The organism is Brooklawnia propionicigenes, assembly GCF_030297015.1.
Taxonomy (GTDB): domain Bacteria; phylum Actinomycetota; class Actinomycetes; order Propionibacteriales; family Propionibacteriaceae; genus Brooklawnia; species Brooklawnia propionicigenes.
Genome location: NZ_AP028056.1, coordinates 2,508,941 through 2,535,364, shown reverse-complemented (window position 1 = coordinate 2,535,364; position 26,424 = coordinate 2,508,941). Strand labels below are relative to the sequence as shown.

The following is a 26,424-nucleotide window of genomic DNA, read 5'->3' as shown; positions in this document are numbered from 1 at the left end:
GCACAGTGACTACTGCATTGATCGTCGTAGACGTTCAGAACGACTTCTGTGAGGGCGGTTCGCTGGCGGTCGCCGGCGGCACCAAGGTGGCCGCGGATATCGCAGCCTTCGTGGAGGGCGAGCTTGGGCGAGGCACCGATCGCAGCTTCGACTATCTGGTCGCCACCCGTGATCGCCATATCGATCCGGGCGCCCACTTCAACGCCACCCCCGATTACATCGACAGTTGGCCCAGGCACTGCGTGGCGGGCACTCAGGGCGCCGATTTCAATCCGGCAGTCGCCGATCTGCCCTTCGACGCGGTCTTCGACAAAGGCGCCTACCAGGCCGCCTACTCCGGTTTCGAGGGGACGATCGGCGGCGACGACGGCGGCGAGGGGTTGGGAGCCTGGCTGGACGCCCACGATGTCGACCACGTCGTGGTCTGCGGCCTGGCCACTGACTACTGCGTCCGCGCGACGGCCGCTGATGCCGCCAAGCATGGCTACCGCACCGAGATGCTGCTCGATCTTTCAGCCGCAGTCAGCCCCGACCGCGTGCCCCAGGTCGTCGCAGGCCTGCAGGAGGCAGGGGTCGTCGTCGCCGGCTGACCGCATCTCGCCGGCCTCGGACAGCCCCGATCGAGCCTCAGGACGCCGGTCTGCTCGGGCCGGGCACCCACGAGTACCCGTTCATCACCGCGGCCAGCCGCATCGGGCGCTCCATCTGGTAGAGGTCCTCCAGCATCAGCGGTGCGCCGTCCGGCCCCGACAACGGTATCTGCCAGTTCGGGTATTGCCGCCAGGTACCCGGCTGGTTCTGGATGCGGTAGTCACCGACGGCATCCACCAGCGCGACATTGAGCACCCGTGAATCGGTGTACGTCAGGTAGCGGTAGAGCGCCAGCACCTTCGCCTCGACATCGTCCTCCACGTCGTCGGTGAACAGGCCGCGCTCGTCGAGACGGCGCATCCAGGCATCCTGCTCGAGTTCAGCGGCGGCCGCTTCTTCCTCGTACGACTCGGTGAGCAGCCCGAGATCGTGCCGCAACCGGACGTGCTCGTTGGCCAGATAGCCCGCGGTCGGAGGCAGATCATGGGTGATCACCGAGGCCATCGCGTATTCGCGCCAATGTTCGGGCGGAGAGGGCTGGCCGTTCGCGTCGTTCTCGAACCACAGCACCGAGGTGCCCAGGATGCCGCGTTCGGCGAGATAGCCGCGCACCCAGGGCTCGACGGTGCCCAGATCTTCGCCGATGACGAATGCCCCGGCGCGCTGAGCCTCCAACATGATGATGCCGATGAGCGCATCGTGGTCGTAGCGCACATAGGTGCCCTCGCGCGGCGTGCCGCCCTCGGGGATCCACCAGAGCCGGAACATGCCGAGGATGTGGTCGATCCGCACGCCGCCCGCATGGCTGAGGGCGGTCTGCAGCATGCTGCGGAACGGGCCGTAAGCGGTATCGGCGAGCCGGTCGGGCCGCCACGGCGGTTGTCCCCAGTCCTGTCCGAGCTGGTTGTAGCCGTCCGGCGGCGCGCCGACGCTGATGTCCTGGGCGTAGATGTCGCTCATCATCCAGGTGTCGGCCGAGGCGCCGCTCACTCCGACGGCGAGATCGGTCACGATGCCGACCGGCATGCCCGCGTCCTGTGCGGCCTGCTGGGCGTCGCTGAGCTGGTTCCAGGAGACCCACTGCAGCCACTCGTTGAACGTGATCTCGTCAAGGTAGTCGTTGTGCAGTTTCGCCACCCGCGGTGAGGTCGGGCGCTGCAGGTCCTCGTCCCATTGCCGCCAGTCGTTGCCGTAGTGCTCGCAGAGCACACACCACAATGCGAAGTCGCGCAGCCGGCGGCCACGGCGACGCTTGAAGTCGTCGAAGGCCATCTGCCGAGCCGGACGAAGACCCGCGCCGAAGATGATGCGCAGCGCTTCTCGTTTGTTGGTCCAGGAGGCGTCGCGATCGAGCAATTGTTCGCCGGCCTGCTCCTCGTTGAGCTGCTCGCGCAGCTCTTTGATCGTGTCCCGATCGTGCTGGCCGAGCAGGGCATATTCGGGCACAGCTTCGGGACGCAAGTACATCGGGTTAAGGAACAGCCGCGAGCTGGGCAGATAGGGTGAGACGTCCATCGGGGGTACCGGCTGCGAGGCGTGCAGCGGGTTGATCAGCACGTACTGGCTGAACTGCTGGGTGGCCGACCAGACGGCCAGATCCGATAGGTCCATCAGATCGCCGATGCCCCACGATCCGGACGAGCGGACGCTGTACAACTGCGCGGCGTATCCCCACAGCCGGGAATCGTTCAGCCGCTCGGGCAGCCCCAGGAAGCGCGGGGTAACGATGAGGGTCGAGTCGGACTGCCGGTCATCGGACAGCAGTTCGAGACGATGGTAGCCAGTGGGCAGATCCGAGGGCACCGCGAAGCTGGCCTCCCCGATCAGCGTCCCGTCGACCTCGCGTGGTTCGACCATGTGGTGGCGCTGGCCGAGGTAGCGGACCTCGCCGTCTTCGAGCCGCAGCCGGATCTGGGCGGGATGGCCGTGCACGACGTGGGCCTCGACGTGAGTGGTGTCGCCTTCGCTGACCACGACGACCGGGGGCAGACCGCGACGCCAGGGTTTCAGTTCGAGTTCGGCGATCGCGGCCTCAGCGCTGGTCTCGGTGGCGGCGTCCACACCCATTGCGGCCATCACCGCGATGATGGTGTGCTGGGGTACCTGAATGTGTCGTCCCTTCCAGTCCCAGAAGTCGGTGGTGACGCCGAGTTTCTCGGCGAGCACATATAGGGACGACTCTAAACTCATTCCGCCTAGTCCTTCGGGTGTGGGCTGACTTGACCAATACACACCCTAACCGATCTGTTACCTGATTTTCACTACTTGGGTTTTGGCGATCATGTCGTGCAGCGCCTGGCGTTTTCTGTTTCCGAGGGGGACCAGCACATTGATGAGGCCGATGATCGTGATTGCGGACAGCCCGTAGAAGGCAATACTGCGTATCAGTGACATGCCGAGCCGCAGGCCGTGCTGCTGGGCTCCCGTGTTGACCGGTACCACCCGGAGTCCCAATGCCATCTGGCCCAGGGTCCCGCCCTTCCACATCAGCATTCCGGTGGAGTAGATGATGCTGACGATCAGGGAAACCAGGTAGATGGTCATGATCGGCCCGGCGAGCCCGTACTGGGGATCGGTGTACTCGGGCGGTATCCCACCGGATTGGGCAGCCCGCACCACGTCTTCCACCCAGGCCTGCATGCCGGTGGCCAGCGCATCGATGAACGGCAGGGCCGCCCCTACGGTCGCGAGCCCCAGAATCAGGCTGTCGATGATCGTCGCCCAGGCCCGCTGCCACCAGCCGGCCAGCGGCACGCCATCGGCGGTGGCCGGGCCGTAACCTGCGGGCTGGTACTGGGAGTAGCCCTGCGGGACATAGCCGGAGGGTTGATAACCCTGCTGGGGGTACCCGGTCTGCTGCTGGAGGTCGGTCCGGGGCTGATAGCCGTACTGCTGTTGCGGGGCCGCCTGTTGCGGAAGGGGCTGCGGCTGGACGGCCTGCGGACGCTGCCGGGTCGTCCAGCTCGTCCCGTCCCAGAATCGTTCTTGCGTCTGGTCGACGGGATCGGGATACCACCCGGACGGCGGCAATTGTTGGGCGGGCTCGTATTGCTGACTCACGTCTCCAGCATCCCACGTCGTGACAATCGGTTCTCAGCCCACCCCGGACGATTCGTTGCGGACCGGGCCGATGCGCAACGCGGCCAGCAGCGAGAGAATGCTCGCGGCCGTACACAATGCGTAGATCGGTCCGAAGGTGAATGCCGCCGAGACCGTGTTCAGTAGCCCGGCGAAGATCGTCCCGGCAAGCCCGGTGACCAGGGCGTTGCCCAGGCCCTCGCCCACCTGCAGCGAGGAGGTGTTGCGTCCGATCAGCTGGGGATCGCTCACCTGCATGTTGATCAGCGAGGTGCTGGACACCACCAGGCCCATCCCGAGCCCGAGGACGACGAAGCCCACCGCGAAGACCGGCCAGGGCCAGACCAGCCAGGTGGCCAGCGTCATCAATCCCGAGCTGAGTACCAGGCACGCCGCCCCGGCGTGGACGATCTCGTCGCGGCGCAGTTTCAGTCCGCTCCAGGCCTGGACGAGCGAACCCAGCGTCCACCCCGTCGCCCCCAGCGCCAGGAAGAAACCCGCCCCTTTCAGCGTGAACCCGTAGACCTGCATCAGCATCACCGGGATGAAACTCTCGCCGGCGAAATAGGCGCCTGCTGCGAGCGCGCGCGTCCACATCACCGACGGCAGTCCCCCGTGCAGGCGCAGGAAGCCGGGAGGCATCAACCGCGGCAACGCCATCAGCAGCACCGCCAGCCCCGCCAGGCCGATGCCGAGGGCAATCAGGTCGAGCCGCTGGCCCGCGAACTGGATCAACGCCGCCCCGCAGGCCGCGGCAGCGGCCGCCCAGATCGGCACCGGATTGATGGCGGTGACCGGCTCGTGATGCAGCCGCATCCGCACCAGCGGACGCCAGGCGAGCGCGCTCACGATCACCAGCAACGGGACGATGCCCAAGAAGACCCAGTGCCAGCTCCAGGTGGTGGTGATCCACGCAGAAACCGGCGGGCCGACGAAGCTCGGCAGCATCCAGCAGAACGACAGGATGCTCATCATCCAGGCCCGCTCGGCCTTGCCGTATGCCTGCGCCACGACGACCATGAATGCCAGGTTGAGTGCGCCGCCGCCGAAGCCCTGGAGCGCGCGGAAACCCAGCAGCATCCCCATGTTGATCGACAGGCCACCGCCGAGCAGTCCGAGGGCGAAGATGAGGACGCCCGCCGCCAGCGGCAGGACCGGCCCGATGCGGTCGACCAGTCGTCCGGCGAGCACGATCGCGAAGACCTGAGCGATGACGAAAGCCGTGAAGGCCCAGGCGTACAGATCCAATCTGCCGAGATCCTGCGCGGCATCGGGCATGGCGGTCAGCGTCCCGTAGGCCTCGAACGCCACCGCCAGGGCACCACCGACCATGGCGATCGTGAAGACGAGCGGTGGGCCGCCGGAGGTGGTGGAGGTCGGCTGAGTCACCAACCCATCGTGGCACGGGTGCGCAAGCGTGCCACACTTGAGGCATGAGTCAATTGGCGCCGGGTTCGCAGAGCATTACCGAGGAACGCGTCGAAGAACGCTATGAAGAAGGCGACGAGGAGCGCTTCAGCCACTATGTGCCGAAGGCCAAGCTGACCGAGGCTCAGGTGATGGGCACTCCGGTTGTCGCCCTGTGCGGGAAGGTCTGGGTGCCCACCCGCAATCCGGAGCGGTTCCCCGTCTGCCCCATGTGCAAGGAGATCTGGGAATCGCTGCAGTCGGGCAAGGGCAAGGGCAAGGATCGCTGATCCGGTCAGCCGACCCGATCCAGCACGCGGGCTGAGGGTGTGGCGTCTGGGCGTCCACCCCACCCGCCCCGCCCACCCAGTTCGCCCGCGTTCTTGCTGGACGGCGAGCGTTCTTGCTCAGTAGCGGTAGTTGTCGGCCTTGAACGGGCCCTCAGTACTGATGCCGAGGTAGTCCGCCTGCTTGTCGGTGAGCGTGCTCAACCGTGCGCCGAGAGCATCCAGGTGCAGGCGGGCGACTTCCTCGTCCAGCAGCTTGGGCAGCACATGGACCCCCAGCGGGTAGGCGTCGTGGTTGCAGAACAACTCGATCTGCGCCAGCACCTGGTTGGCGAACGAGTTGCTCATCACGAAGCTGGGATGTCCGGTGGCATTGCCGAGGTTGAGCAGCCGGCCCTCCGACAAGACGATCACGCCGTGGCCGTCGGGATAACGCCACAGATCGACCTGCGGCTTGATGTTCACCCGCTCGATGCCCGGCCATGCCTCCAGGCCCGCCATGTCGATCTCATTGTCGAAATGGCCGATATTGCCCACCACGGCCTGATGCTTCATCCGGCTGATCTGTTCGGCGCTGATCACATCGCAGCAGCCGGTGGCGGTCACGAAGATGTCGGCGATCGAGACCACATCGTCCAGCCGCACCACCTGGTAGCCGTCCATGGCCGCCTGCAACGCACAGATCGGGTCGATCTCGGTGATCAGGACGCGGGCACCTTGGCCGCGCAGCGACTGGGCGCAGCCCTTGCCGACATCGCCGTAGCCGCAGACCACCGCCGTCTTGCCGCCGATCAGCATGTCGGTGCCGCGGTTGAGGCCGTCGATCAGCGAATGGCGGCAGCCGTAGATGTTGTCGAACTTCTGCTTCGTCACCGAATCGTTGACGTTGATCGCGGGAAAACGCAGGGTCCCGGCGGCAGCCATCTGCACCAGCCGGTGCACCCCGGTCGTGGTCTCCTCGGTCACTCCGAGCAAGGTAGCGGCGATGGCCTCCCAGTCGATGTCGGTGGTGGCACGCAGTTGATCGAGCAGCACCCCGTACTCGTGCGAGTCCTCCGGCCCCGGCTGGGGAACCTCGCGTCCGTATTCGGCGCCCTTGTGCACCAGCAGGGTGGCGTCGCCACCGTCGTCCAGAATCATGGTGGGCAGTTGCCCGTCCGGCCAGCGGAAGATCTCGGTCGTGCACGCCCAGTAGTCCTCGAGGGTCTCGCCCTTCCAGGCGAAGACCGGGATGCCGGCGGCGGCGATCGCGGCCGCGGCGTGATCCTGGGTGGAGAAGATGTTGCAGGACGCCCAGCGCACCTGCGCGCCCAGGGCCACCAGGGTCTCGATCAACACGGCGGTCTGCACGGTCATATGGATCGATCCCGAGATCCGCGCACCGGCCAGCGGCTGGGACGCGACGTAGCGTTCCCGGATCGCCATCAGGCCGGGCATCTCATGCTCGGCGAGGGTGATTTCACGGCGGCCGAAATCGGCCAGATCGAGGTCAGCTACGCGGTAATCCATGCCGGGCAGTCTAGCCGTCCGCCCCCAGCCGGCCCTCCTGGCCGTCGAGCCCGATGGCCAGATAGGTGGCGCCGTACAGCCCCTGCATCAGCAAGGTGATGTAGCGGTCGACCTCGCTGCCCTGCCCCGCACCGATCTCGCAGATCCGCACACCGCTGCGCTGCGCGGTCTCGCGCAGCGACCGCCCGGACTGCTGCTCGGCCTCACCGGAGTGCTCGTCGTCCAGAATCACCAGCACCGTGCGGCGCTGCTGCTCATCGGTGAAGGGATCGGCGAACGGATCGTGCGGCTTGACGTGCCGCAAGACCTCGAGGATCTCGTCGGCGTCGGCGGCCAGCGCATGCCGGCCCGATGCCGCCCGGATGGCCTCGGCCAACCGGCGGCTCGCGCGCGCCGCCAGCACGGATCCGCCCCACAGCAACGGGTCGGCGTCGGCCAGTGCGCACGCCAGGTCTTTGGCGGGGTTGGACGACAAGTCGCGGTGCGGGGTCGACTCCTCGGCCACCATGTCGGCCGCCTCCGCCGCGTTCTCGGTGTTGACGATCGGCCCCAAGCCGGCATTGTGCAGCTGAGCGAGCACTGCCACCGCGGCGGCGGTCGGGTCGTCCGAACGGGTGAACACCTGGATCGCCTGGCTGGAGATCATCTGCGCGATGGGCGAGTCCTCCGGAGCGGCCAGCATCACCTGGGCGCCGCGCCGAGTCGCCTCCGCCACGGTGGCCATCAGTGCTGGGCTCTGGTAGCCCTCGGCTTCGCTGGCCAGCACCACGACCAGGTCGAGCGCTCCGACCCAGCCCGGCAGCCCGGGCAACGGCCAGGCGATCAGCGGCACCGGGCACACCGGCTCCAGCACCGCACGGATCAGCCGGGCCTCTGCACCGGCGACGATGACGCCGCGCGGTGTCATCGTCAGGTCTGCGGGGATGCGCGCGTCCAACGCCTCACTACGAATGCGGGCACCAGCGGTGGCCAGCCGCCGCAGTTGATCGTCATAGTCAGCAAGGACGGCCGGATCGTCGAGCCGGGCCTCATCGAATTCGGAGAACATGTCGGCCTCAGCGCGTGCTTCGTGCCTGATCGACCAGCAGCACCGGGATGCCGTCACGCACCGGGTAGGCGAGTCCGCATTCGGCGTTGACGCAGATCAGCTCAGCCCGGTCGTAGTCGACCGCAAAGGCCGAATGACACGCCGGGCAGGCCGCGATCTCGAGGAACTGCCTGGTCAGACCCAATTCGTCCACGGCATTGTCGGTATTCATCGTCACTCCCCGTCGGCTGTCAGCTCGTTGATGAGCCCGCGTACATAGGTCTGCGTGTCGGCCGGTCCGGTCACCGCATGACAGGGCACCCCCAGCTCGGCGACCGGGTAGTCGTTGCCCCCGGGCATCAGGCGGTCGCCGATGAACAGCATCTGATCCAGGCCGATGCCGGTCTGGCGCGACAGGCTGGTGATGCCGTAGGCCTTGTCGATGCCCCGGCGGGTGACGTCGATGGACGTCGAGCCTCCGGCGCGGACCTCCAGATCGGGCAGCTCCTTGGCGACCGCGGCGCGCAGCTTCTCCCGCTTGCTGCCGTCGGGATCCCAGGCCTTCTTGTCGTCGACCGCGGCCTGCTGGCCCAGCGCGGAGTAGGTGATCTGTGAACCGCGGTCCTCGATGCGAGGCCCGCTCACCAGATCATCGGGCTCCCACAGGCCCAGTCTCTTCGCACAGTTCTCCAGTGCCTCGGTGGCCGCCAGCTTCTGCGCGTGGGAGAGGTCGTGGGCGTAGACCTCGTGCCACAGTCCTTCGTAGAAGCGCAGGTAGCGGGTGCCGCAGGTCGGCATCAGGTGCAGCGCATCGAGGTTGGTGTCGGGCGGCAGGTTGGCCAATAGCTGAGTGTCGAACTGCTCGAACTGGCCACCCGAAATGATGCAGACCGGGCACACCGCGAGCAGATCGGCGAGTGTACGGGCCATCGATTCCTCAAGTGGGGACTTCGATTCAGCGAGGGTGTCATCCAGGTCGAACGCGACCATGCGGATCTGGGCATGCTGATTCACCTGGCCAGTGTAGTTCAGGCGACCATGCTGCGGCCATGCGCGCGTCGAGCTCAGCGCATGAGAGGGCAGACGGAAAACGGCGGGCATGCTCGGGTGGTGCAATGCGTGCTGGCGAACGACCGTGATCAGATGCGCCGTTGCGCGTCGGCGATTACCCTGAGGTGTCCACGGCGTCCCAGTTCGACCACCGAATCCGGGTTGCCGGGCTGCGGGCCGCTGTTCGGGCTGTCCGAGAAGCCGACCTCGCGGACGGCATTGGCGAGGGCGAGCAGATCGTCCTCGTCCGGTTCGGGGACGAGCGTGTCGGGTTCGGCGAGCCGGATGACCTCCCAGCCCTGCGGGACGGTCATTTTGGACGCGTGGGTGGCGCACAGGTCGTAGCAGCCAGGCGTCGCCTGCAGCGCGAGGGGGCCGAGCACGGCGGTGGAGTCCGCGTACACGTAAGTCAATGTGGCCACGGCCCGGCCCTTGCAGCCGCTGCGGGTGCATTGCCTGTTCATCACGACCCCCACGCTAACCCGTGGCACCCGGTCAGGCCAGATCCAGGCAGCTGGAGCCGCGTGTTTCTCAACCTGAGCATTAGAGTGCGGCTATGACCGACAGACGTGACCGTCATGGCCGAGGCGTGCGGGGACCGCTCTCGCTGCCCAACCCCCTGACCGGTGCGCCGATGCGGTTGCCGGGCCATGTCAGCGCCGCGGAGTTCTTCATTCAGGCGATCACGGCCTCGGTCCAGCGGCTGATGCAGACCTGTCCGGATGCCCTGGTCGGAGTCGATATCGGGGTGGAGGACGTGCCCAGCTCCACCTTCGACTGGGCATTGCTGGAGCGGGTGCCGCTGGCGGCTGCCATCGACGCCACCACCACTCGTCCGGCCCGCATCGTGATTTTCCGGCGTCCCCTGGAACGCCGCGCCTCCGACCGCGCGGACCTGCGCGATCTGGTTCACATCACCTTGGTGGAGCAGCTGTCCGCGCTTACCGGGCGCTCGATGCACGATCTGGATCCCGAGATCGACGACGACTGACCAGCGCGGTCGTCGACCTCACCCGCCCAGGCCCGCATCGATCTCCACCGGCATGCTCGCCTGGGTGCGCGCGGCCGGTTCGAGCTGAGCGATGGCGAACCCGGAGCGGCCCTGGGCGCTCAGCAGCAGCGCGGCCGACAGCGGCGCGGTCGAGGTGACGCGCACGGTCTCGGCGCCTTCGGGGATGGGGACGGACACCACGGTCCCGGCGGAGGCTGTTGTGGTGGCCTCGGCCTGGTCTTCTCCCCAGTCGATTACGATGAGCGATTCCTGGTCGCCGGGGTTGGCCAGCTGCAGGCGGCCCGGCCCTGGGACGACCGCAACCAGGTCATTGGCGGCCACCGACTCGTCGACGACCTGGGCCGGCTCGATCCCCAGATCGCCGTTGGTCGTCACCACCGCCGAGGCCGCGATCAGGTCACGTCCGGAGATCACCACAGAGACCGGCAATCCGCCAATCGCGTCGGTGAGGTCGACGGCGGTGGTGCGCTGGGCATCCAGGGTGACCGATTCGAAACCGGGCAGCGCGTAGCGTCCGGCCTCGCTGACGGCTTCGATCTGGACGACAGCGCGGCTGGTTCCCGGGTTGGTCAGCAGCACGACGGTCCCGCTGGCGTCGGCCGGCACCGCCGCGATGATCAGGCCGGTGGACTGCACGGTGCTGGTGGCGAAGTCGCCGCCATCGTCGCGCGCGATCTGGGCGACGGCGCTGACCCGTCCGAGGCTGGTGCGTATCCGGGCGCCCAGTGCGTCCACGTCATCCGCAAACGAGCCGAGATCGATGACCCGTTGCGAGTCGGCGGGAATGGTGATGCCGCGCAGCCCATCGCCGACGATCTCACCGTCGGGTCCGCTCAGCGTGACATCGACCAGCGCGTCGGTCGATTCCGAGTTGATGATCAGCAGGTCGGCATTCGCGCCACCGGGCACCTGCACGTACTGGTCGTCCAGTGGGGCCCGGCAGGCGCCCCACCACAGCTGTCTGTCGCTGCTCAGCAAAGATCCTCCGGTGACCCCGGACTCCTGGACGGCCGGGCTGATGATCACCGGCTGGGTTCGTCCGGGCAGCTGCAGCCACCCGGGCTCGGCGGACGTGCCGGATTCACCGATCGTGCGCAGCTGGATGTCGCCTTCGAGGCTGGCCGCCAGCAGGGTGCTTTCGGCGCCATTGGGGGCCGGGCAGATCCTGCTGATCGCGGTGATCAGCGGGATCGTCTGCGCCAGCGGCGCAGGTTCGGCAGGGATGGCCCCCAATCCGAATGCGGCACCCAAGCCGAGCAGCGTGGCCGCGACCACCCGCAGCCTCCAGCGTGATCCGTCGTCGTCGCCGGCCGGAGTCTCCGGGGCCTGATCGGGTGAGGTCGATGCGGGGCTGTGCGGGGCGGGTCCGGCCGGCGGCAGGTCGGCTGCGGGTTCCTCGTCCGCCTCATCGGCTGGCTCCCCGCGCCGGCTGGGCGCCAGATCGATGGACGACAGCGTGGGCTCGTCGTCCTGGTCATCGGGCAGCGCCCGCGATGCCCGGCGGGGGGCGACGACTTCCTGGGATTCGTCCAGCCACAGTCCGCGCCGGATCGCGCTCTTCTCGAGATCGGTCTCGTCGTTGCTGAACGGGTCGTCCGGTTCGGGCGGCATGCCGCGGCGTGGATTCATCGGCCCTGTCCTCCCGAGCTGCCCTGGTCGGCCTTCAGTGCGCGGCGGGGGGCGTGCGCCCGCTGAATCGTCGGAGCGGCCAGCACCAGCAGCGCGATCAGGGCCAGCGCCTGCCAGCCCACCGCGACGACGTCGGCGCCCAGCCAGTAGCGCAGCTCACCGGTGCGTCCCTGCGTCGCCCAGGCCTGCCGCCAGTCACCGGAATCGGCATCCGGCAACGGTTGGCCATCGATCTCGGCGTGCCAATCGGAATCGGCCGGCGAACTGAGCACGATCAGGGTGTCCGGGTCGGCCTGCTGGACGATCCCGTCGGCCATCGGGCGGAGGTTCTCACCGGCAGGATCGAGCAGCATGGCGCGGCTGGGATTGGTGGTGACGGTGAACACGACGGTCTGTTCGTCATGCACGGCGCTGCTCAGCTGTGCCGCCGAGCCGAGCGCGGCGACGGCTTCCGGATAGGCGCCGCGCAACCAGACGTGGCCGATGCCCAGTTCGGTGAGCCGAGTGGCCAGATCGTCGGAGGGCTGCCCCTGAGCGAACTGTTCGGCCACCTGCAAGATCTCGTCGGCGGCCTGCTCGTTGAGTGCCAGCAGCGGAGACTCTGCACGTCCCCACGACGGGTTGGCTGCCGAGGTGATGTTGAACTCGGCGATCCCGCTGCTCAGGTCGACCATCAGGGCGCGGGTATTGCGCACCGATTCCTGGGCGCCGGTCACGTAACTGGGCAGCACCCCACTGGAACGGTGCAGCGTGGACGTGCTCCCGATCAGCCACCAGGCATAGGCCAGGCACAGTGAGACGGCCAACGCTGCGCCGAGCAGCGTCCGAATACGCGCGGTGGCCGGCTTGGCCGACTGATCGCCCGCCGGATCGGCCACACCCCGGTCGGGATCAGGACCGATGCCGAGGGCGGCCAAGGCCAGCAGCGCGAAAAGGCTGATGAACAGCAGACCGGTCGGGTCCGGGCGCACCGGGACGCGGGCCACCGTGATGACCACGCGGGGCAGCAGCACCGCGAGGATCGCCGTCACCAGGGCGCCGCCGAGCAAGACCGCCGCGCGTGGACGATCCGCCGGCCGGGCGCGTACCGCACCGAGCACCGCGACGAGCCAGAGCAAGCCGATCGCCACGGCCCCCACAGGCCACGGCGCACCCGGCAGGAAGGTCGTCCCGGCGAGCACGTCCCAGGCGTCGGGGGCGTTGCCGGCCAACCGGGTGGCAGGATCGGAGCCGGTCAGCAGACGTCCGGGATCGGCGAAGAGCCGCGGCAGCCAGGGTGCGATCAGCACCAGGGGACCCAGCACGACGGTGAGCATGCCCCGCAGGTCTTTGCGGGTGCGGCCCATCGGGACCGCGATCGCCACACCGAGCAGCCACGCCCACGGCATGGACGCGCAGAGCACCGCGATCAGCACCGCAACCATGGCCGGTGCCCGCAGCCCGTCGGCGCCGGTGACCGCGGCGGTCTGCCAGCGGCGGACGGCCATCCCGAGCAGCGGCAAGGCGATCGCCAGCGCCGACATGTCGAGTGACCCCTGACCGGTGGCGCCGGTCAGCGGTAACAACGCACCCCACAGACAGGCCAGCACGGCGGTCCACCAGCCGGGGCCAGCGATGCCGCGCAGGAAATGGAAGGCCGACCAGCCCGCGAGTGCGGGGCCACCCAGCACCAGCAAGGTGGCGAACCAGTCGGGCTGGCCGAAGGCCAACGTCGAACCGAGAGCCATGAACCCCAGCCACGGCGCATTGGAGCCAGCCATCCCGGGGTCGGACCGGGTCCAGTTCGTCCAGGCCTGAGCCAAGTCGGCAGGCGCAGGCAATAACGCCGGACCCGACAGCTGGCCGAAGTGCATCAGCTGGCGACTGGCGATGACGCAGCCGATGAGCATCACCAGCAACCCGATCACTGCCGGCGACCAGAGCCGGGCGCGCTGCCGGCCGCCGGCAAAGTCGTCGCCGGTCAGTTCGTCGAGCACGCCGGAGTCGTCCTCGGTGGTGAGGTCGTGGTAGTAGTCGCTGACCGCGCCGGCGAGGCGGTCGAAGAAACGCCTGGTCCCCCACCCGCGGCCCGGCAACAGCCCGGCGGGCACGGCCGCGGTGGCCTCGGACTCGCGGCTGGCGGCCGCGGCGACCAGGTCGTCCTTGTGCCGGCGCAGCTGAGCCGCCGCCCGGAGCTGGCTGCCGGCCAGGCTCGGTGATTTGCCGAGCAGATAGCCGAAGGCGGTGACCACCGACTGGGCGCTGATCCGGGTGATCGTGCGCGCCGGCCGGCGGGAGTGCATCACGGCGACAGCCATTCCGGCTGCCTGGTCTGCCTGCACCGAATCGGGCGCCAGCACACTTTCGCGCAGCCCGACGCGTCCGGCCTCGACATGGCGCAAGGCGGCCGTCGGGCAGGTCCGCACCAGCAGTCCTTGCGCGTTGGCCCGCCAGCCCAGGTCGACTCCGTCACGGAAAAGCGGGATCGCCGGGTCAAGCCCGCCGAGTTGCCGCCAGGCGTCCATGGTGACGAGCAGGCCGGCGGTAGATGCGCCCAGCACCTGGGCGGGCTCTTGTTGGTGCTGGTCGATGTCGCCGGGTTCGACGGTGGGCACCCGCTGGCCGGACGGCGAGATGGACTCCCCCACCGCGCTCATCTGGTCGGGGTGATTGCGCCGCTTGGGACGAAGCAGCTTCGGCACCAGGATCGCCGGACGCCGGCCCTGGTCGTCGGTGACGGTGGCGGCCAGCAGCAGTTCGCCGAGCGCGCTTCGGTTCGGCGCGGAGTCGTCGTGCAGTAGCCAGATCATGGTGGGCTCGAAGCCGTCGGCGATGGCCTGCGCCAGGGCCAGATTCACATTCGCGCCGTAGCCCTGCTCGGGATCTCCGTCGATGACGGTGTGGATCAGCCCGTCATGGACGCCCTTGTCGAGCAACGCACGAGAGCCGTCCAGCGAACCGGCGTCCACGGCGACCAGGCGTCCAGGTTGGTGATCCATCCTGGCGATCCCGACCAGGGTCCTGCCGAGCCACTGCTCGGCGTTGTGCGCGACAAGCACCGCCAGCACGGCGCTGGCGTCGATGGGAGTGGGCTGGTCGTCGGGCGAGTGATGAGCCCAGGCCCACATGTCTTCTGGCCGGTCCATTAGCTGAAACCCTAGCCGAACGCCATAAAAAGGCTGATCGACGCGCCCGCGGATCAGACGGCGTGCTTCTTCAGCTGACGGCGTTCCCGCTCCGACAATCCGCCCCAGATGCCGAAACGCTCATCGTTGGCCAGCGCATAGTCCAAGCACTCGGAGCGGACTTCGCAGTTCTGGCAGACCCGTTTGGCTTCGCGCGTGGAGCCTCCCTTTTCCGGGAAGAACGCCTCGGGGTCGGTCTGGGCGCACAGGGCCTGCTCCTGCCAAGCCAGGACGCCGTCGTCTTCTTCGTTGTCGAAGAGCACCTGCAAGGGCTGCATTTTCCCACTCCTTCCGACTGACTCGCGGGGACGGTAAACCTACATGGTTGAAATTACACCCGTGTCGTTCATCGCACGTCAAGATGCAAGATGCTAGCAGAAACGGAATTATGCCCCGGGCGAATCCGGGCCGCGATGGGCCCGCTCAGTCGGACGAATCCGGACGCCGGCCATGCCGGCTGCCTGTGTTCAGCGCCGTCAGCGCCGTTCGGCTACTCAGGACGAGGAGCAGGTGACCAATCCGGTGCCGGCCGCTGGCCCGGTGCGGTGGGCGGCTGCTTGGGGGTCGACGGCGGTTTCGCCGGCTCGGCCTCGGCGGCCGTCTGGTCGGGTGCGGCGGGCAACGCCTCCGGGGGAATACCCCCGCGCGACCACAGCTGGCGAGGTGCAGCCGGCGGCTGGACCGCGGGGCTGTCCGGGGTCACCGCAGCCTCGCCGGTCAGCGAAGGCGGCACCGCCCCGGCCGCGGCATCTCCGGCCCGGTTCCACTGCAGCCCGACGGCTTCCGGCGGATTCCAGACCGGCGGGCGCCCGGGAGCCTGCCCGGACTCCGGCCTGGCGACAGCCTGCTGCTCGGCTTCGTCCGAGCTGGATTCGACCGGCCAACCCCGCAGCCGCCAGAGCACCACTGCCGCGGCCGCCTTGACGAGCGTTTCGACCAGCCCACCCAGAGCCGCCAGCCAGGCCCCGAGACTGAAGTCGCCGAACAGCCCGATGATCCAGAAGACCAGCGCTGCTCCGGTGGCCACGCTCACCACGATGGCGGACGCCTCGATCAACCGGCCGACGTTGGCGACCGGCGGTTTGGTCAGCAGGCACGTCAGCACCAGCGCGACCGTGACGAAGATCCACACCAGCGAGACCGAGTCCGAGCCCGCCTGGCGGGCCGCCGTGGCGATGTAGATGCCGTTGCCGAGCAGCGCCACGAAATAGACGACCGCGACCGCCACATAGAAGCAGATGATGACGAGCACGCCGACCGTGGCCGGACCGCGAAGCTTTCGGGCGTATTCGATCATGGGCATCCTCATCAAGCTAGTTCGGCAGAAACCTCTGCAGCGACCTTATCCGCCAACTGTTTGACCTGCTGGCTGGCCGCCAGCGAGCCGACCACCGTGGCGTCGGCGGTTCGAACCACGAACAAATCCTGGATGCCGACCACTCCCAGCACCGTGCCGGGCTGATCGTTGACCAGCAGGCAGCCGGACGCATCGGCGGTGACCACCGTTCCGACCCGTGCGTTGCCGCCCTCGTCGTGGTCGAGCACTTCCTGAAGCGCGGCATAGCTGCCGACGTCCGCCCACTGGATCGCCAGGGCGACGGCGACGATGTGGGCGCCGGTCTGGCCGTGCGAGACCGGTTCCATCACCGCGTAGTCGACGGAGATCTTGACCAGGTGGGGGTAGATCTCGGCGAGACGCTCGGGATGCTCGGCCAGTTCGAGGACCTTCTGGTAGGTCTGCGGCATCAGGATACGCAGTTGATCGAGCAGGGTGGCGGCCCGCCAGACGAACATGCCGGCGTTCCACCAGTACCGCCCGGACGCCAGGTAGGTCTCGGCGGTGGCCAGATCGGGCTTCTCCTTGAACTCGGTGATCTCGCTGGCCAGGCCGTACCCGGCGATGTCGGCGCCCCGCGCCAGATAGCCGTAGCCGGTGTGCGGGCTGGTCGGCACCACACCGAACGCCACCAGCGCCCCCGGATCATCGGTCGCCAGCCGGAAGCCGTCGTCCAGCGCCCTGGCGAAGACGTCGACCGGGGTGATCAGCTGATCGGCGGTCACCACCGCCACCACCGCGTCCGGATCGCGCCGGGCAAGCACCGCCGCCGGCCAGGCCACCGCATTCAGCGAGTCCCGTCCCTCCGGCTCCCCGAGAATGTTGGCGACCGGCACCTCCGGCAGCTGGGCAGCGACAACATCGGAGTAGGCGGCGCCCGCGCAGACCAGCACGTTCTCGGCCGCAACCACGCCGCGAACCCGCTCATAGGCCAGCTGCAGCAGGCTCTTGCCGTCGAACAGCGGCAACAGTTGCTTGGGCTCGCCTCGCCGCGACAGCGGCCACAGTCGTTTTCCAGATCCGCCGGCCATGATGACTACGTAGCGCACACGATCAATCTAGCTGCCATACGATTGGTCAATGGCCCTACCCGCGAACACGCCCCCGGTCAGCGATCTGCTGGCCGCGCTCGAAGACCGGGTTGCCACGGCAGGTTCCGGTCCGCTCATCACCTGGTACGACCTCGACAAGGGATTCCGCACCGAGCTGTCGGGGCGAACGTTCGCGAACTGGGTCGACAAGTCGGCGAATCTGCTGGTCTCGATGGATGTGGACGAGTTCCCGCGGGTGGCCAACACGCTGCTGATCACCGATCCCGGGCACTGGGTCGGGTTGGTCTGGACAATGGCCACCTGGCAGCTCGGCGGCCAAGTGGTGGCCACCTCACGCGAGGGACTGGCCTTGATCGATCTGCTGGACGCCGTGGTGGTGGGTCCGCACGACCCGCATCCGGTGCCGGGGGTCGAGACGATCGCCTGCTCGCTGCACCCGCTCGGGGCGGGATTCATGCAACGCCCGAACGGGGTCACCGACTACGCCGAAGTGCTCAGCCAGCCGGACGTGCACTGGCGGGTCGCGCCCGAAGCTGCCGTCTGCTTCGACGCCGAGACACCGCACAACTGGGATGAACTGGGCGCTGTCTCGCCGTCCTGCGAGCGGCTGCTGCTCAGTCCCGGCCCCGACCCGTGGACGATGGTCTGCCACGCCCTGGTGGCTCCGATCCTGGGCGGCGGTTCGACCGTGATCGCGGTCGGCGGCACGCCAGACCAGCGGGATTCCCTGGCCCGCCAGGAGCGCGCGACCCTCGCCTGAGCCCCGACTCACGCATGCTGCTGCTCGAGCCGGCCGAACGCCTGCCGGCTCGCCGCTTCGAGGCGATTTGACCCTGTTGCCAGTCGCCGTGAGGAATACGCTGGCTGGCATGACCGACGACCCTGACCGGCAGGCCGACCTCGACTGGCTCTACGGCCGGCCGGCTGCGGAGCAGCCAGAGCCACCACGCCCGTCGCCGGGCGGTGCAGCCGTCCCCGACGCCGCCGCGGGCGGGGCTGCCGGTCGTCCGCGGGTTTCGACGCCCGCCTACGACACCTCACACCTCGGCTCTCGGGCCGCTGAGCAGCCACGGGCGCGGCATTCGGCCTCCCCGTCCAGACCTCAGCCGGCCCAGGCGTCCAGGCCACCGCAGCGTCCGGCGCAGCACCCGAGCGCCGCACCGGCACCTCAGCACGCCCGGCCGGCACCGCGTAAACGGCGACCCCGTTCGCCGCTGCGCATCATCGTCATTCTGCTGGTCGCATTCGTCGTCTGGCTGGTCGCCGTTCCGGTCATCGCCTTGGGACGAATGGGATCGGTCGAAGAATCGAACTCCGCCTACCGGCTCGCCCGGCAGCCGGGCACGGCCGTGCTGCTGGTCGGCAGCGACTCCCGGGAGGGAGTCGACGGCGCGCGGGCCGATACCATCCTGATCCTCTACCGGCCGCCGACCGGACGCTCGGTACTGATCAGCCTGCCTCGTGACTCGTATGTCACGATCCCCGGATACGGGCAGAACAAACTCAACGCCGCGTACTCCTATGGCGGCGCCGCCCTCCTGCAGGACACCGTCGAACAAGCGACCGGCGTCCAACTCGACGGTTATCTGGAGATCGGCTTCGAGGGCTTCACGGATCTGGTGAATGCGGTCGGCGGCATCGAGGTCTGCGTCGACACAGCCGTCAACGACGAGCTGTCGGGGCTCGACCTGCCCGCCGGATGCAGCCTGATCAAGGGCGACATGGCGCTGGCCTACGTGCGGATGCGCTACTCCGACCCCGAGGGTGATATCGGGCGCGCCAAGCGGCAGCGTGAAGTGATCGGCAAGGTGGTCGCCAAGGCCGCCACCCCGTCCACGATCCTCAATCCGATCAAGTACTGGAGCACCGCCATGGCGGTGGCCAGCATGCTGAACAAGGGTGATCAGACCGGCCTGCTCGATCTGATGGGCGCCGGCATGGCTTTGCTGAGCGTGTCGGGCGGCAACGGACTGTCCCTGGTGGTGCCGATCGCCAGCACCGACGGCTGGACCGACGACGGCCAGTCCGTGGTGATCTGGGACGACGCGGCCGCCGCGGAACTGTTCGGCAACATCGCCCGAGGTGACACCTCGGATCTGGACCGATTCATCAGCTGACCACGCAAACCGACCGACAGGAGAACCCCGAGTGCTCGATGTCATACATCTCACCCGTACCTTCGGCCAACTGACCGCCGTTGACGACGTCACGTTCACGGTGCCGGCAGGCCAGATGATCGGCTTCGTCGGCGGCAACGGCGCCGGCAAGACCACGACCATGCGCATGATCATGGGGCTGCTGGCACCCGACAGCGGACAGGTGAACCTGAACGGGCGCCCCATCACCAGATCCGACCGTTCCCGCTTCGGATATATGCCCGAGGAGCGCGGCCTGTATGCCAAGCAGCCGATCCTGAGCCAGCTCATCTACCTGGCCGAGCTCAAGGGCATGACCCGGGACTCGGCAGCGGCCGAGGCGTCCGGGTTGATGGCACGATTCGGCCTGGGTGACCGGCTCAAGGACAAGCTGGAGAAGCTGAGCCTGGGCAACCAGCAGCGCGTCCAGATCGCAGCCGCCGTGATGGCCGACCCGATCGGGCTGATCTTGGACGAACCGTTCAGCGGCCTGGATCCGAAGGCCGTCGACGAGATGGCCGGGCTACTCGCCGAGCGGGCCTCCCGTGGGGTGCCCGTGCTGTTCAGCAGCCATCAGCTCGATCTGATCGACCGGCTCTGCGACGGGCTGGTCATTCTGGCCAACGGACGCGTGGTCGCCGCCGGCACCAAGGACGACCTCGAGTCGCGCGGCGCCACCAAGCACCGGCTGGTCACCGACACCGACGCCGGGTGGGTCCGCGACGTCCCCGGGCTGCGGGTGGACGCAGTCGACGGTGGCACCGCACTGTTCGAGATCCTGGTTCCCGGCGCAGGCGACGATCTGCTCGCCCAAGCCCTGCAGCGCGGACATGTCATCGAGTTCACGCCGGTGCGTCCGACCTTGTCGGAAATCTATCGGGAGGTGACGGCATGAGCCGCCCCAGCACTGCCCAGGGCACGCCCGCCCGCCGGCCCGCCTGGCTGATCGTCACGATCCGCGAGATCGTCGTCAAGGTCACCGACCGGGCCTTCATCATCGGAACCCTGACCACGCTCGGCCTGATCGCGGCCGGATTCGCCATCGGTTTCCTGGTCAGCGGACGCGCGCAAACCACCGATGTCGTGGTCACCACTCCCGATGCGGCCGCGCTGGCCCGCTCCGTGGAAGCCGTGGCCAAGCAGTCCGATCCCCGCAGCAGCGTGCACGTCAGCGAAGCAAGCAGCGACGAAGCGGCCCGCGCCCAGGTGGCCGCCGGGGACGCCGATGTCTACCTGTATCACGGCGACACCGGCTGGTCCACCACCTGGGAATCGGAGTCGGACGATGGCTTCATCACCTCGTTGACCGACGTGCTCAGCGCCCAGACGATCAACGATCTCGCTGCTCAGGCGGGTGTGAGCCCTGAACAGATCAGCCAGCAGATGGCGGTGAACGTCGAGCTGCTGAACGCCGGCGGCACCGCCGGGCCGATCGCCTTCATCGCGACGGTCGTGTTCGGCGTGCTGTTCATGATGTCGGCGATGACCTACGGCATGCAGATCGCCACCTCGGTGATTGAGGAGAAGCAGTCACGCATCGTCGAGATCCTGGTGGCGGTGATCCCGATCCGGGAGCTGCTGGCCGGCAAGGTCATCGCCAACACGCTGATCGCTGCCGCGCAGGTGATGCTGCTGCTCGGCGCCGGGCTGATCGGCTTGACCTTCACCCCACTGAGCGATCTCCTGCCGCAGTTCGCCGGGGCGGCCGGCTGGTTCCTGGTCTTCTTCCTCGCCGGATTCCTGGCGCTGGCGTGCATCTGGGCCGCGGCCGGCGCACTCGGCACCCGCAGCGAGGACCTGAACCAGACCTCCACGCCCCTGATGTGGGTGATCATGGCGACCTACGTGGCCGCCTTCGTGGCCACGGGGACGACCCGGGACATCCTCAGCTTCGTCCCGATCGTGTCCGCCGTCCTGATGCCGGCCCGGCTGATCGACGGTACGGCGGCGTGGTGGGAGCCGCTGGCCGCGTTGGCGTCCAACCTGGTATTCGCGGCGCTGATGGTGTTGCTGGGTGAGCGCATCTACCGCCGGGCGCTGCTGCGCACCAGCGGACGCCTGAACTGGCGTCAGGGCCTGCAGCTGTCCGAGTGAGCGCTGCCGCGGCAGCATCGTGGCGACCTGCCGAGACACCCTGATTCGATCGGTGCTTCCGGTTCGATCGGTGCTCCGGTTCGATCGGTGCGGGGTTCGTCACACCAGCTTCAGTGTGGTGATGCAGGTGGCGTCCTGGTCACCGGTGGCGAACGGCACGGTGCCCGACTTGCCGTCCTGGCTGACGGTAATGGTGCCCGAACTGCCGGTCGGCACCCAGAAGCCGATGAAGCCGTTGGCATACGTGGTGGCGTCCCTGTTGACGATGACGATGCCGTCGGCGGTGGTGATGGTCACGTGGACCTGGGAGTTGACCAGCTCGCCTTGGCAACTGCCGGTGTTGTGGTAGAAGCAGTCATGAGTGTGCGTGAGGTAGGGCGCCACGGAAAGGTAGAACTGGTCGTCGGGCATGTCCAAGGCGAGCTGCTCATCGCCCTCGCTGAGCAGCAGTTGATCGGGACGCACCGAACCCGCCAGTTTCGTGGGCCGGGTCTCCGGCGATTGATCGAGCTTCTCCACGATCTCGGCAGTCGTCAGCGACGCCAGACCATAGCGCTCGAGTAGATCGGACGACGGGCTTGCGCTCGAGTCGCCGCCGGCGGGGCTGCCGCAGCCGGCCAGCACCACCAAACCGACGAGCAGCGCCACGATCCATCTGCCGGCAGATTTCATGAGCTACCCCTTCGACGTCTGTTCCCGGACTCGCTCCCCCTTGGCCAGCGCCGTCTGGCGCAGATTCTGCTGAAAGCTCACCATCTTGTCGATGAGGCCGGGATCACTGGCACCCAGGATACGGACAGCAAGAAGGCCCGCGTTCCGCGCCCCCCCGATGGCGACCGTGGCCACCGGGACTCCGGCCGGCATCTGGACGATGGACAACAGCGAGTCCATTCCGTCCAGGTACTTCAGCGGCACCGGCACGCCGATCACCGGAAGCGGAGTGAGCGCGGCGAGCATGCCGGGCAGGTGAGCCGCGCCGCCGGCACCCGCGATGATGCAGCGCAACCCGCGGGTGTGCGCCTCGCGGCCGTAGCGGACCATCTCCTCGGGCATGCGATGCGCGGAGACCACATCTGCCTCGTAGGCGATGCCGAACTCGTCGAGCGCTTCGGCCGCCGGATTCATCGTCGGCCAATCCGAATCCGAACCCATCACGATCCCCACCAGTGGCGTGGCCATAGTCATCCCTCTCCGATCTCACCCATGAGATAGCGCGCCGCATGCTCGGCCCGCGCTCGTACCTCGTCCAGGTCGTCGCCGTAACAGTTGACATGCCCGACCTTGCGTCCGGGACGCATGTCCTTTCCGTACAGTTCGACGCGCAGCTTCGGATCGCGCGCGAAACAGTGCAGCAGCTCACTGGGCAGATCGTCGCGTGTCCCGCCCAGCACATTGACCATCACGCTCCACCGATCACGGGCTCGCGGATCACCCAGCGGCAGATCGAGAACCGCGCGCAGGTGATTCTCGAACTGGCTGGTGTGGGCGCCGTCGATCGTCCAATGGCCGGTGTTGTGGGGACGCATCGCCAGCTCGTTGATCACCACGCTGCCGTCGTGGCGCTGCATCAGTTCGACCGCGAGCACCCCGGTGACCTGCAATTCGTCGGCGATGTCGAGCCCCAGCTTCGCGATCCGGGTGGCCTGCTCCTCGGTCAGTCCGGGAGCCGGCGTGATGGTTTCGCGGCAGACACCTGCCCGCTGAATCGTCTCGCTGACCGGGTAGACCACGGCCTGGCCCGATGGTGCGCGGACCACGATCACCGACAGCTCGCGGGCGAAGTCGACGAACTCCTCGCCGATGATCTCGACCTTCTCCCCCGCGGACTCGGCGAGCGCCTCTTCGAAGGGAATCTCCGTCTGGTCCGGTCGATCGACCTTCCAGACGCCGTGTCCGTCGTAGCCGCCCCGGCTGGCCTTCGCGATGATGGGGAAACCGATCTGCTTGCCGAATTCCCACAACTCGTCGCCGTTGGCACAGGCCCGCCACTTCGGCGCGGGCGCATTCAGCGAATCGGTGAGACGTTGCCGCATCAGGAGCTTGTCCTGGGCATGCTGCAGCGCGTCGGGCCCCGGTCGCACGAGCTTCCCGTCGGCCACCAGGCCGCGCAGGATGCGGGTGGGCACGTGTTCGTGGTCGAACGTGATGACGTCGCAGCCGGCCGCGAAGGCGCGCACGGTCGCCTCGTCGGTGTAGTCGCCGACCGTCACGTCCTTGAAAATCCGCGCTGCGCCCACGTCCGGCCCTTCGGCCAGCAACCGCAACCCGATGCCCAGCCTGGTGGCTGGGGCATACATCATGCGGGCCAACTGGCCGCCGCCGATAACTCCGATGGTGGTGCGACTCACCCGCACAGACTATCGCCCGTGGGATGATGAGCCCATGACCACGCACATCGTGACCATGGGTGGCGGCGGATTCTCGATGTCTCCCACGGGCGCACCGACGAATCTCGACAGGTACCTCGTGGAACTCACCGGCAGACGTTCTCCCCTGGTTTGTTTCGTACCCACCGCCTCGGCCGATGACCCGACCTATGTGCGCAAGTTCCTCACCGGCTACGCCTCACTCGGTGTGCGAACCATGGTGCTGACCCTGTGGCAGGACGCCGCCGCCTCGCTGGACCGGCTGCCACAAGCAGACCTGGTGCTCGTCGGCGGCGGATCGACGGTGAATCTGCTCGCGCTGTGGCGTGCGCACGGGGTCGACCGGGTGCTCGTCGACATGATGGGCCCCGGGCGCGATCTGGTGCTCGGAGGCCTGTCGGCCGGTGCGGCCTGCTGGTACCAGGGCTGCGTCACCGATTCGTTCGGCGACGTGCGGGTGCTGCCGGACGGGCTGGGCATCCTGCAGGGCAGCTTCTGCCCGCACTGGGACGGCGAGAGCAAACGCCAGCCGATCTTCACCGATGCGATCGCCGCCGGTCTGCTGCCTGCCGGGTACGCGGCCGACGACGGTGCCGCGCTGCACTGGGTGGATGCCAAGCTCAGCGGCGCGGTCGCCGAGCGTGAAGGGGCCAGGGTGGCGAGGTTCTCGCCCAGCGGGGAGCCTGCGTCCGGCGGTCTGGTGATCGAGCAGCTTCCTGTTGAGCTGCTGTGACGGGCCTGGCTCAGTAACCGCGCAGGGCGGCCTGGACGTCGGCGAAGACCTGGTCGTGGTCGACATCCTCAGTGGTGTTGACCAGCCAGCGAGGCTCGGCTGCCCACGATTCGGCTTCGGCGTAGGCCACCACCACATCGTCGAAGCTGATCCTCGGCTGCCCGGCGGGCAGCCGGCGGGTGGCCAGCCGCGCGGCGTGGGCGGCCAGATCGGTGCAGACCACCTCGACGAACAGCAACTCGGTGCCGAACTCACGAGCCAACGAAGTCCAGATGTTGCGGGCATAGCCGGCCGAATTGGCAGCATCGACGATGACGTGACTGCCGAGCGCCAGATTGACGCGCGCCACCTGTTCGGCCACCAGGTAGCCGGCGAGCCCGGTCGCGAAGGAACGTTCGAACTCTGCGCGCACCAGGGCGGACGCGACATCGTCCACGTTGATCAGGACGCCGGGAAAACGCTCGGCGAGCCCGCGGGCGATGGTCGACTTGCCGACCCCGGGCAGCCCCGCCATGGCGATCAGTGCCACTGATCGGGTCCTTCCAGAACCCGGGTCTGCGTCCAGGGATCGGGTCCGGTCCACAGCTCGGGCTGGGCTTCGGTGGCCAGCTCGCTGACCGCCTGCCGCATGGCCTTGATCTGCGGTAGGTGAGCCAGCCTCAACTGTTGCCCGCCGACGGTGGTGAGTAGCAGGGTGCCCGATCCGAAGCCGAGATCGGCGGCGGCGCGGCTGGTGGCGACGTCGACGATGCGGTTGAGCGGTATCTGATGCTCGACATGGCGGACGATGCCGTTGCGCACGATGATCCGTTGGGTCGTCAAGGTGATGCTGCTGGTCGCCCAGCGCAGCAGCGGACGCACGAGGACCACGACACCGAGCAGCGCTCCCGAGGCGGCCACCAGTTGCTGACCGATCGGGCGGTAGTCGCGGGGAACGACCGCGATGCCGGTGCCGACCAGGGCCGATATCGCGAACAGCCCGATGACCGGCCACAACAGTGTCCGGGCATGCGGGCGGATCTTGGTGACCAGCTCCTCCCCCGGATACAGCTCAAGCGCCATGCCTCCATTGTCCCGCCCTGGTCAACGCGGCCGGCCGGCAGGCCGTCGGACCCTTACCGGTCAGCGCAGGTGGACGACATCTCCGGCGGCGAACGACTCGATCTGGCCGCCGAGGTCGACGAGCAACTCACCATTGGGCCCGATGCCCACGGCCTGCCCGCTGACCGAGGGGCTATCGGGTGACTGGGCGTCCAGGTGAACCCGGACCCGTCGTCCCACCGTGGCGCAGCCCGCGGCGTACTCGGCACTCAACTCGGCGCCGGCGTCCCAGCGTGTGTACAGGTCGCCCAGCCGTCCCAGGATCGCTGCCGCCACCTGATCCTTGTCGATCGGCAGGCCGCTGAGCAGCAGGCTGGTCGCCTGCGGCACGGGAAGTTCGGACTCGTCGAACGAGACATTGATGCCCCAGCCGCAGATGGCCGCATTGCCGAGATCGGTGACCACCAGCTCCGACAGGATTCCGCAGACCTTCTTGCCGTCGATCAGGGCGTCATTGGGCCATTTGAGCTGGATGCGGTCCTCGGCGCCGAGGCTGCGCAGGCCGTCGGTGACCGCCAGGCCGACCAGCAGCGAAAGCCATCCCCAGTCCAGCGAGGCGCGCCGCGGACGCAACAGCACCGACGTCGACAACGAGGTTCCGGGCGGCGACTGCCAGACCCGCGCGAAGCGTCCGCGTCCGGCCTGTTGATGCTCGGCGATCAGTACCTCGCCCGCACGCCCCCCGTGGCGGGCAAGCTCGGCGAGATCCTCATTGGTCGATCCGGTGGCGGCGACCGTGGTCACCCGCCATGGGCTGTGCGGCCCCAGGAGGTCAGTGATCCGTTCGGCATTTGCTGCAGGCGTTGAAGGCACGAACTCGATTATCCCCGATCGTGGATTCGCCATCTTCTCC

General features: G+C 68.0%; 27 protein-coding genes. 8 read left to right on the top strand and 19 right to left on the bottom strand.

The window, feature by feature from the left end:
- Nucleotides 1-5: 5 nt before the first annotated feature.
- Nucleotides 6-590: an isochorismatase family protein gene (locus tag QUE25_RS11690; RefSeq protein ID WP_286265173.1), complete on the top strand. Its 585-nt coding sequence runs from the start codon at nt 6-8 to the stop codon at nt 588-590.
- A gap of 37 nt (nt 591-627) precedes the next feature.
- Here the strand turns inward: QUE25_RS11690 and malQ are convergent, their stop codons facing one another.
- The 3 genes from malQ to QUE25_RS11675 are packed head-to-tail and all read right to left on the bottom strand — an operon-like array spanning nt 628 to nt 5,058.
- On the bottom strand, nt 628-2,781 hold the full coding sequence (gene malQ / locus QUE25_RS11685) for a 4-alpha-glucanotransferase (RefSeq protein ID WP_286265169.1): 2,154 nt from the start codon (nt 2,779-2,781) through the stop codon (nt 628-630).
- 57 nt (nt 2,782-2,838) lie between these two features.
- Complete coding sequence (locus QUE25_RS11680) at nt 2,839-3,651, bottom strand: RDD family protein (protein ID WP_286265167.1); 813 nt, start codon at nt 3,649-3,651, stop codon at nt 2,839-2,841.
- A gap of 33 nt (nt 3,652-3,684) precedes the next feature.
- Complete coding sequence (locus tag QUE25_RS11675; protein ID WP_286265165.1) at nt 3,685-5,058, bottom strand: MFS transporter; 1,374 nt, start codon at nt 5,056-5,058, stop codon at nt 3,685-3,687.
- A gap of 44 nt (nt 5,059-5,102) precedes the next feature.
- Here QUE25_RS11675 and QUE25_RS11670 point away from each other — a divergent pair, with 44 nt between their 5' ends.
- Nucleotides 5,103-5,366 (top strand): DUF3039 domain-containing protein, encoded by a 264-nt coding sequence (locus tag QUE25_RS11670; protein WP_286265163.1) that lies wholly within the window; start codon nt 5,103-5,105, stop codon nt 5,364-5,366.
- A gap of 117 nt (nt 5,367-5,483) precedes the next feature.
- Here QUE25_RS11670 and ahcY read toward each other — a convergent pair whose 3' ends face one another.
- The 5 genes from ahcY to QUE25_RS11645 all read right to left on the bottom strand — a co-directional run bounded on the left by ahcY (nt 5,484) and on the right by QUE25_RS11645 (nt 9,371).
- Entirely contained in the window at nt 5,484-6,872 is a 1,389-nt protein-coding gene (gene ahcY, locus QUE25_RS11665; RefSeq protein ID WP_286265160.1) for an adenosylhomocysteinase, read from the bottom strand.
- Nucleotides 6,873-6,882: 10 nt separating this feature from the next.
- On the bottom strand, nt 6,883-7,920 hold the full coding sequence (locus QUE25_RS11660) for an SIS domain-containing protein (protein WP_286265158.1): 1,038 nt from the start codon (nt 7,918-7,920) through the stop codon (nt 6,883-6,885).
- Between the two features lie 7 nt (nt 7,921-7,927).
- Entirely contained in the window at nt 7,928-8,131 is a 204-nt protein-coding gene (locus QUE25_RS11655; RefSeq protein WP_286265156.1) for a Trm112 family protein, read from the bottom strand.
- Between the two features lie 2 nt (nt 8,132-8,133).
- Nucleotides 8,134-8,889 carry an HAD-IIB family hydrolase gene (locus tag QUE25_RS11650; RefSeq protein WP_286268557.1) on the bottom strand — a complete coding sequence of 252 codons (756 nt, stop codon included), beginning with the start codon at nt 8,887-8,889 and terminating at the stop codon, nt 8,134-8,136.
- Nucleotides 8,890-9,038: 149 nt separating this feature from the next.
- A complete protein-coding gene (locus QUE25_RS11645; protein ID WP_425332714.1) occupies nt 9,039-9,371 on the bottom strand; it encodes a DUF3499 domain-containing protein in 333 nt (110 codons plus the stop codon).
- A gap of 134 nt (nt 9,372-9,505) precedes the next feature.
- Between QUE25_RS11645 and QUE25_RS11640 the strand changes: the two genes are divergently transcribed.
- Nucleotides 9,506-9,940, top strand: a complete 435-nt coding sequence (locus tag QUE25_RS11640; RefSeq protein ID WP_286265154.1) for a metallopeptidase family protein — start codon at nt 9,506-9,508, stop codon at nt 9,938-9,940.
- A gap of 18 nt (nt 9,941-9,958) precedes the next feature.
- Here QUE25_RS11640 and QUE25_RS11635 read toward each other — a convergent pair whose 3' ends face one another.
- From QUE25_RS11635 to QUE25_RS11615, 5 genes are all read right to left on the bottom strand, one after another.
- A complete protein-coding gene (locus tag QUE25_RS11635; RefSeq protein WP_286265151.1) occupies nt 9,959-11,590 on the bottom strand; it encodes a DUF5719 family protein in 1,632 nt (543 codons plus the stop codon).
- A complete protein-coding gene (locus tag QUE25_RS11630) occupies nt 11,587-14,715 on the bottom strand; it encodes a glycosyltransferase (protein WP_286265149.1) in 3,129 nt (1,042 codons plus the stop codon). The genes QUE25_RS11635 and QUE25_RS11630 overlap by 4 nt, the downstream gene beginning before the upstream one ends.
- Nucleotides 14,716-14,768: 53 nt before the next feature.
- Nucleotides 14,769-15,032 (bottom strand): WhiB family transcriptional regulator, encoded by a 264-nt coding sequence (locus QUE25_RS11625; RefSeq protein ID WP_286265147.1) that lies wholly within the window; start codon nt 15,030-15,032, stop codon nt 14,769-14,771.
- Between the two features lie 212 nt (nt 15,033-15,244).
- A complete protein-coding gene (locus QUE25_RS11620) occupies nt 15,245-16,057 on the bottom strand; it encodes a hypothetical protein (protein ID WP_286265145.1) in 813 nt (270 codons plus the stop codon).
- A 5-nt stretch (nt 16,058-16,062) separates the two neighbouring features.
- Nucleotides 16,063-17,139, bottom strand: coding sequence for a mannose-1-phosphate guanylyltransferase (locus tag QUE25_RS11615; protein ID WP_286265143.1), 1,077 nt, complete (start codon nt 17,137-17,139; stop codon nt 16,063-16,065).
- 31 nt (nt 17,140-17,170) lie between these two features.
- On the opposite strand from QUE25_RS11615, the gene QUE25_RS11610 reads away from it, so the two are divergent.
- The 4 genes from QUE25_RS11610 (at nt 17,171) to QUE25_RS11595 (ending at nt 21,371) form a co-directional block, all read left to right on the top strand.
- Entirely contained in the window at nt 17,171-17,902 is a 732-nt protein-coding gene (locus QUE25_RS11610; protein ID WP_286265141.1) for a TIGR03089 family protein, read from the top strand.
- A gap of 109 nt (nt 17,903-18,011) precedes the next feature.
- Complete coding sequence (locus QUE25_RS11605) at nt 18,012-19,259, top strand: LCP family protein (protein ID WP_286265139.1); 1,248 nt, start codon at nt 18,012-18,014, stop codon at nt 19,257-19,259.
- A 31-nt stretch (nt 19,260-19,290) separates the two neighbouring features.
- Complete coding sequence (locus tag QUE25_RS11600; RefSeq protein ID WP_286265137.1) at nt 19,291-20,172, top strand: ABC transporter ATP-binding protein; 882 nt, start codon at nt 19,291-19,293, stop codon at nt 20,170-20,172.
- Nucleotides 20,169-21,371 carry an ABC transporter permease gene (locus QUE25_RS11595; RefSeq protein ID WP_286265135.1) on the top strand — a complete coding sequence of 401 codons (1,203 nt, stop codon included), beginning with the start codon at nt 20,169-20,171 and terminating at the stop codon, nt 21,369-21,371. Before QUE25_RS11600 ends, QUE25_RS11595 begins: the two co-directional genes overlap by 4 nt.
- Nucleotides 21,372-21,470: 99 nt before the next feature.
- Here QUE25_RS11595 and QUE25_RS11590 read toward each other — a convergent pair whose 3' ends face one another.
- From QUE25_RS11590 to QUE25_RS11580, 3 genes are read right to left on the bottom strand one after another with little or no spacing between them, the layout of a single operon-like run.
- A complete protein-coding gene (locus tag QUE25_RS11590) occupies nt 21,471-22,043 on the bottom strand; it encodes a CueP family metal-binding protein (RefSeq protein ID WP_286265133.1) in 573 nt (190 codons plus the stop codon).
- Nucleotides 22,044-22,046: 3 nt separating this feature from the next.
- Nucleotides 22,047-22,550, bottom strand: coding sequence for a 5-(carboxyamino)imidazole ribonucleotide mutase (purE, locus tag QUE25_RS11585; protein ID WP_286265131.1), 504 nt, complete (start codon nt 22,548-22,550; stop codon nt 22,047-22,049).
- Nucleotides 22,551-22,552: 2 nt separating this feature from the next.
- Nucleotides 22,553-23,719: a 5-(carboxyamino)imidazole ribonucleotide synthase gene (locus tag QUE25_RS11580; protein ID WP_286265129.1), complete on the bottom strand. Its 1,167-nt coding sequence runs from the start codon at nt 23,717-23,719 to the stop codon at nt 22,553-22,555.
- Between the two features lie 34 nt (nt 23,720-23,753).
- Here QUE25_RS11580 and QUE25_RS11575 point away from each other — a divergent pair, with 34 nt between their 5' ends.
- Nucleotides 23,754-24,470, top strand: coding sequence for a Type 1 glutamine amidotransferase-like domain-containing protein (locus QUE25_RS11575; protein WP_286265127.1), 717 nt, complete (start codon nt 23,754-23,756; stop codon nt 24,468-24,470).
- A 10-nt stretch (nt 24,471-24,480) separates the two neighbouring features.
- On the opposite strand, the gene QUE25_RS11570 is transcribed toward QUE25_RS11575, so the two are convergent.
- Genes QUE25_RS11570 through QUE25_RS11560 form a run of 3 tightly spaced genes read right to left on the bottom strand, consistent with a single transcriptional unit; the run spans nt 24,481 to nt 26,384 of the window.
- Nucleotides 24,481-24,999 (bottom strand): P-loop nucleotide/nucleoside kinase family protein, encoded by a 519-nt coding sequence (locus QUE25_RS11570; protein WP_286265126.1) that lies wholly within the window; start codon nt 24,997-24,999, stop codon nt 24,481-24,483.
- The gene (locus tag QUE25_RS11565; RefSeq protein WP_286265125.1) at nt 24,990-25,532 is read right to left on the bottom strand and encodes a PH domain-containing protein; all 543 of its coding nucleotides are present in this window, start codon (nt 25,530-25,532) and stop codon (nt 24,990-24,992) included. Before QUE25_RS11565 ends, QUE25_RS11570 begins: the two co-directional genes overlap by 10 nt.
- Before the next feature lie 60 nt (nt 25,533-25,592).
- Complete coding sequence (locus QUE25_RS11560) at nt 25,593-26,384, bottom strand: biotin--[acetyl-CoA-carboxylase] ligase (RefSeq protein WP_286265122.1); 792 nt, start codon at nt 26,382-26,384, stop codon at nt 25,593-25,595.
- Between the last annotated feature and the right edge of the window lie 40 nt (nt 26,385-26,424).

Coding starts and splice junctions, on each gene's coding strand:
- malQ (WP_286265169.1), bottom strand. CDS start 2,781: ATGAGTTTAGAGTCGTCCCTATATGTGCTCGCCGAGAAACTCGGCGTC.
- QUE25_RS11670 (WP_286265163.1), top strand. CDS start 5,103: ATGAGTCAATTGGCGCCGGGTTCGCAGAGCATTACCGAGGAACGCGTC.
- ahcY (WP_286265160.1), bottom strand. CDS start 6,872: ATGGATTACCGCGTAGCTGACCTCGATCTGGCCGATTTCGGCCGCCGT.
- QUE25_RS11660 (WP_286265158.1), bottom strand. CDS start 7,920: ATGTTCTCCGAATTCGATGAGGCCCGGCTCGACGATCCGGCCGTCCTT.
- QUE25_RS11655 (WP_286265156.1), bottom strand. CDS start 8,131: ATGAATACCGACAATGCCGTGGACGAATTGGGTCTGACCAGGCAGTTC.
- QUE25_RS11650 (WP_286268557.1), bottom strand. CDS start 8,889: ATGGTCGCGTTCGACCTGGATGACACCCTCGCTGAATCGAAGTCCCCA.
- QUE25_RS11640 (WP_286265154.1), top strand. CDS start 9,506: ATGACCGACAGACGTGACCGTCATGGCCGAGGCGTGCGGGGACCGCTC.
- QUE25_RS11635 (WP_286265151.1), bottom strand. CDS start 11,590: ATGAATCCACGCCGCGGCATGCCGCCCGAACCGGACGACCCGTTCAGC.
- QUE25_RS11630 (WP_286265149.1), bottom strand. CDS start 14,715: ATGGACCGGCCAGAAGACATGTGGGCCTGGGCTCATCACTCGCCCGAC.
- QUE25_RS11625 (WP_286265147.1), bottom strand. CDS start 15,032: ATGCAGCCCTTGCAGGTGCTCTTCGACAACGAAGAAGACGACGGCGTC.
- QUE25_RS11620 (WP_286265145.1), bottom strand. CDS start 16,057: ATGCCCATGATCGAATACGCCCGAAAGCTTCGCGGTCCGGCCACGGTC.
- QUE25_RS11610 (WP_286265141.1), top strand. CDS start 17,171: ATGGCCCTACCCGCGAACACGCCCCCGGTCAGCGATCTGCTGGCCGCG.
- QUE25_RS11605 (WP_286265139.1), top strand. CDS start 18,012: ATGACCGACGACCCTGACCGGCAGGCCGACCTCGACTGGCTCTACGGC.
- QUE25_RS11595 (WP_286265135.1), top strand. CDS start 20,169: ATGAGCCGCCCCAGCACTGCCCAGGGCACGCCCGCCCGCCGGCCCGCC.
- QUE25_RS11590 (WP_286265133.1), bottom strand. CDS start 22,043: ATGAAATCTGCCGGCAGATGGATCGTGGCGCTGCTCGTCGGTTTGGTG.
- purE (WP_286265131.1), bottom strand. CDS start 22,550: ATGGCCACGCCACTGGTGGGGATCGTGATGGGTTCGGATTCGGATTGG.
- QUE25_RS11575 (WP_286265127.1), top strand. CDS start 23,754: ATGACCACGCACATCGTGACCATGGGTGGCGGCGGATTCTCGATGTCT.
- QUE25_RS11565 (WP_286265125.1), bottom strand. CDS start 25,532: ATGGCGCTTGAGCTGTATCCGGGGGAGGAGCTGGTCACCAAGATCCGC.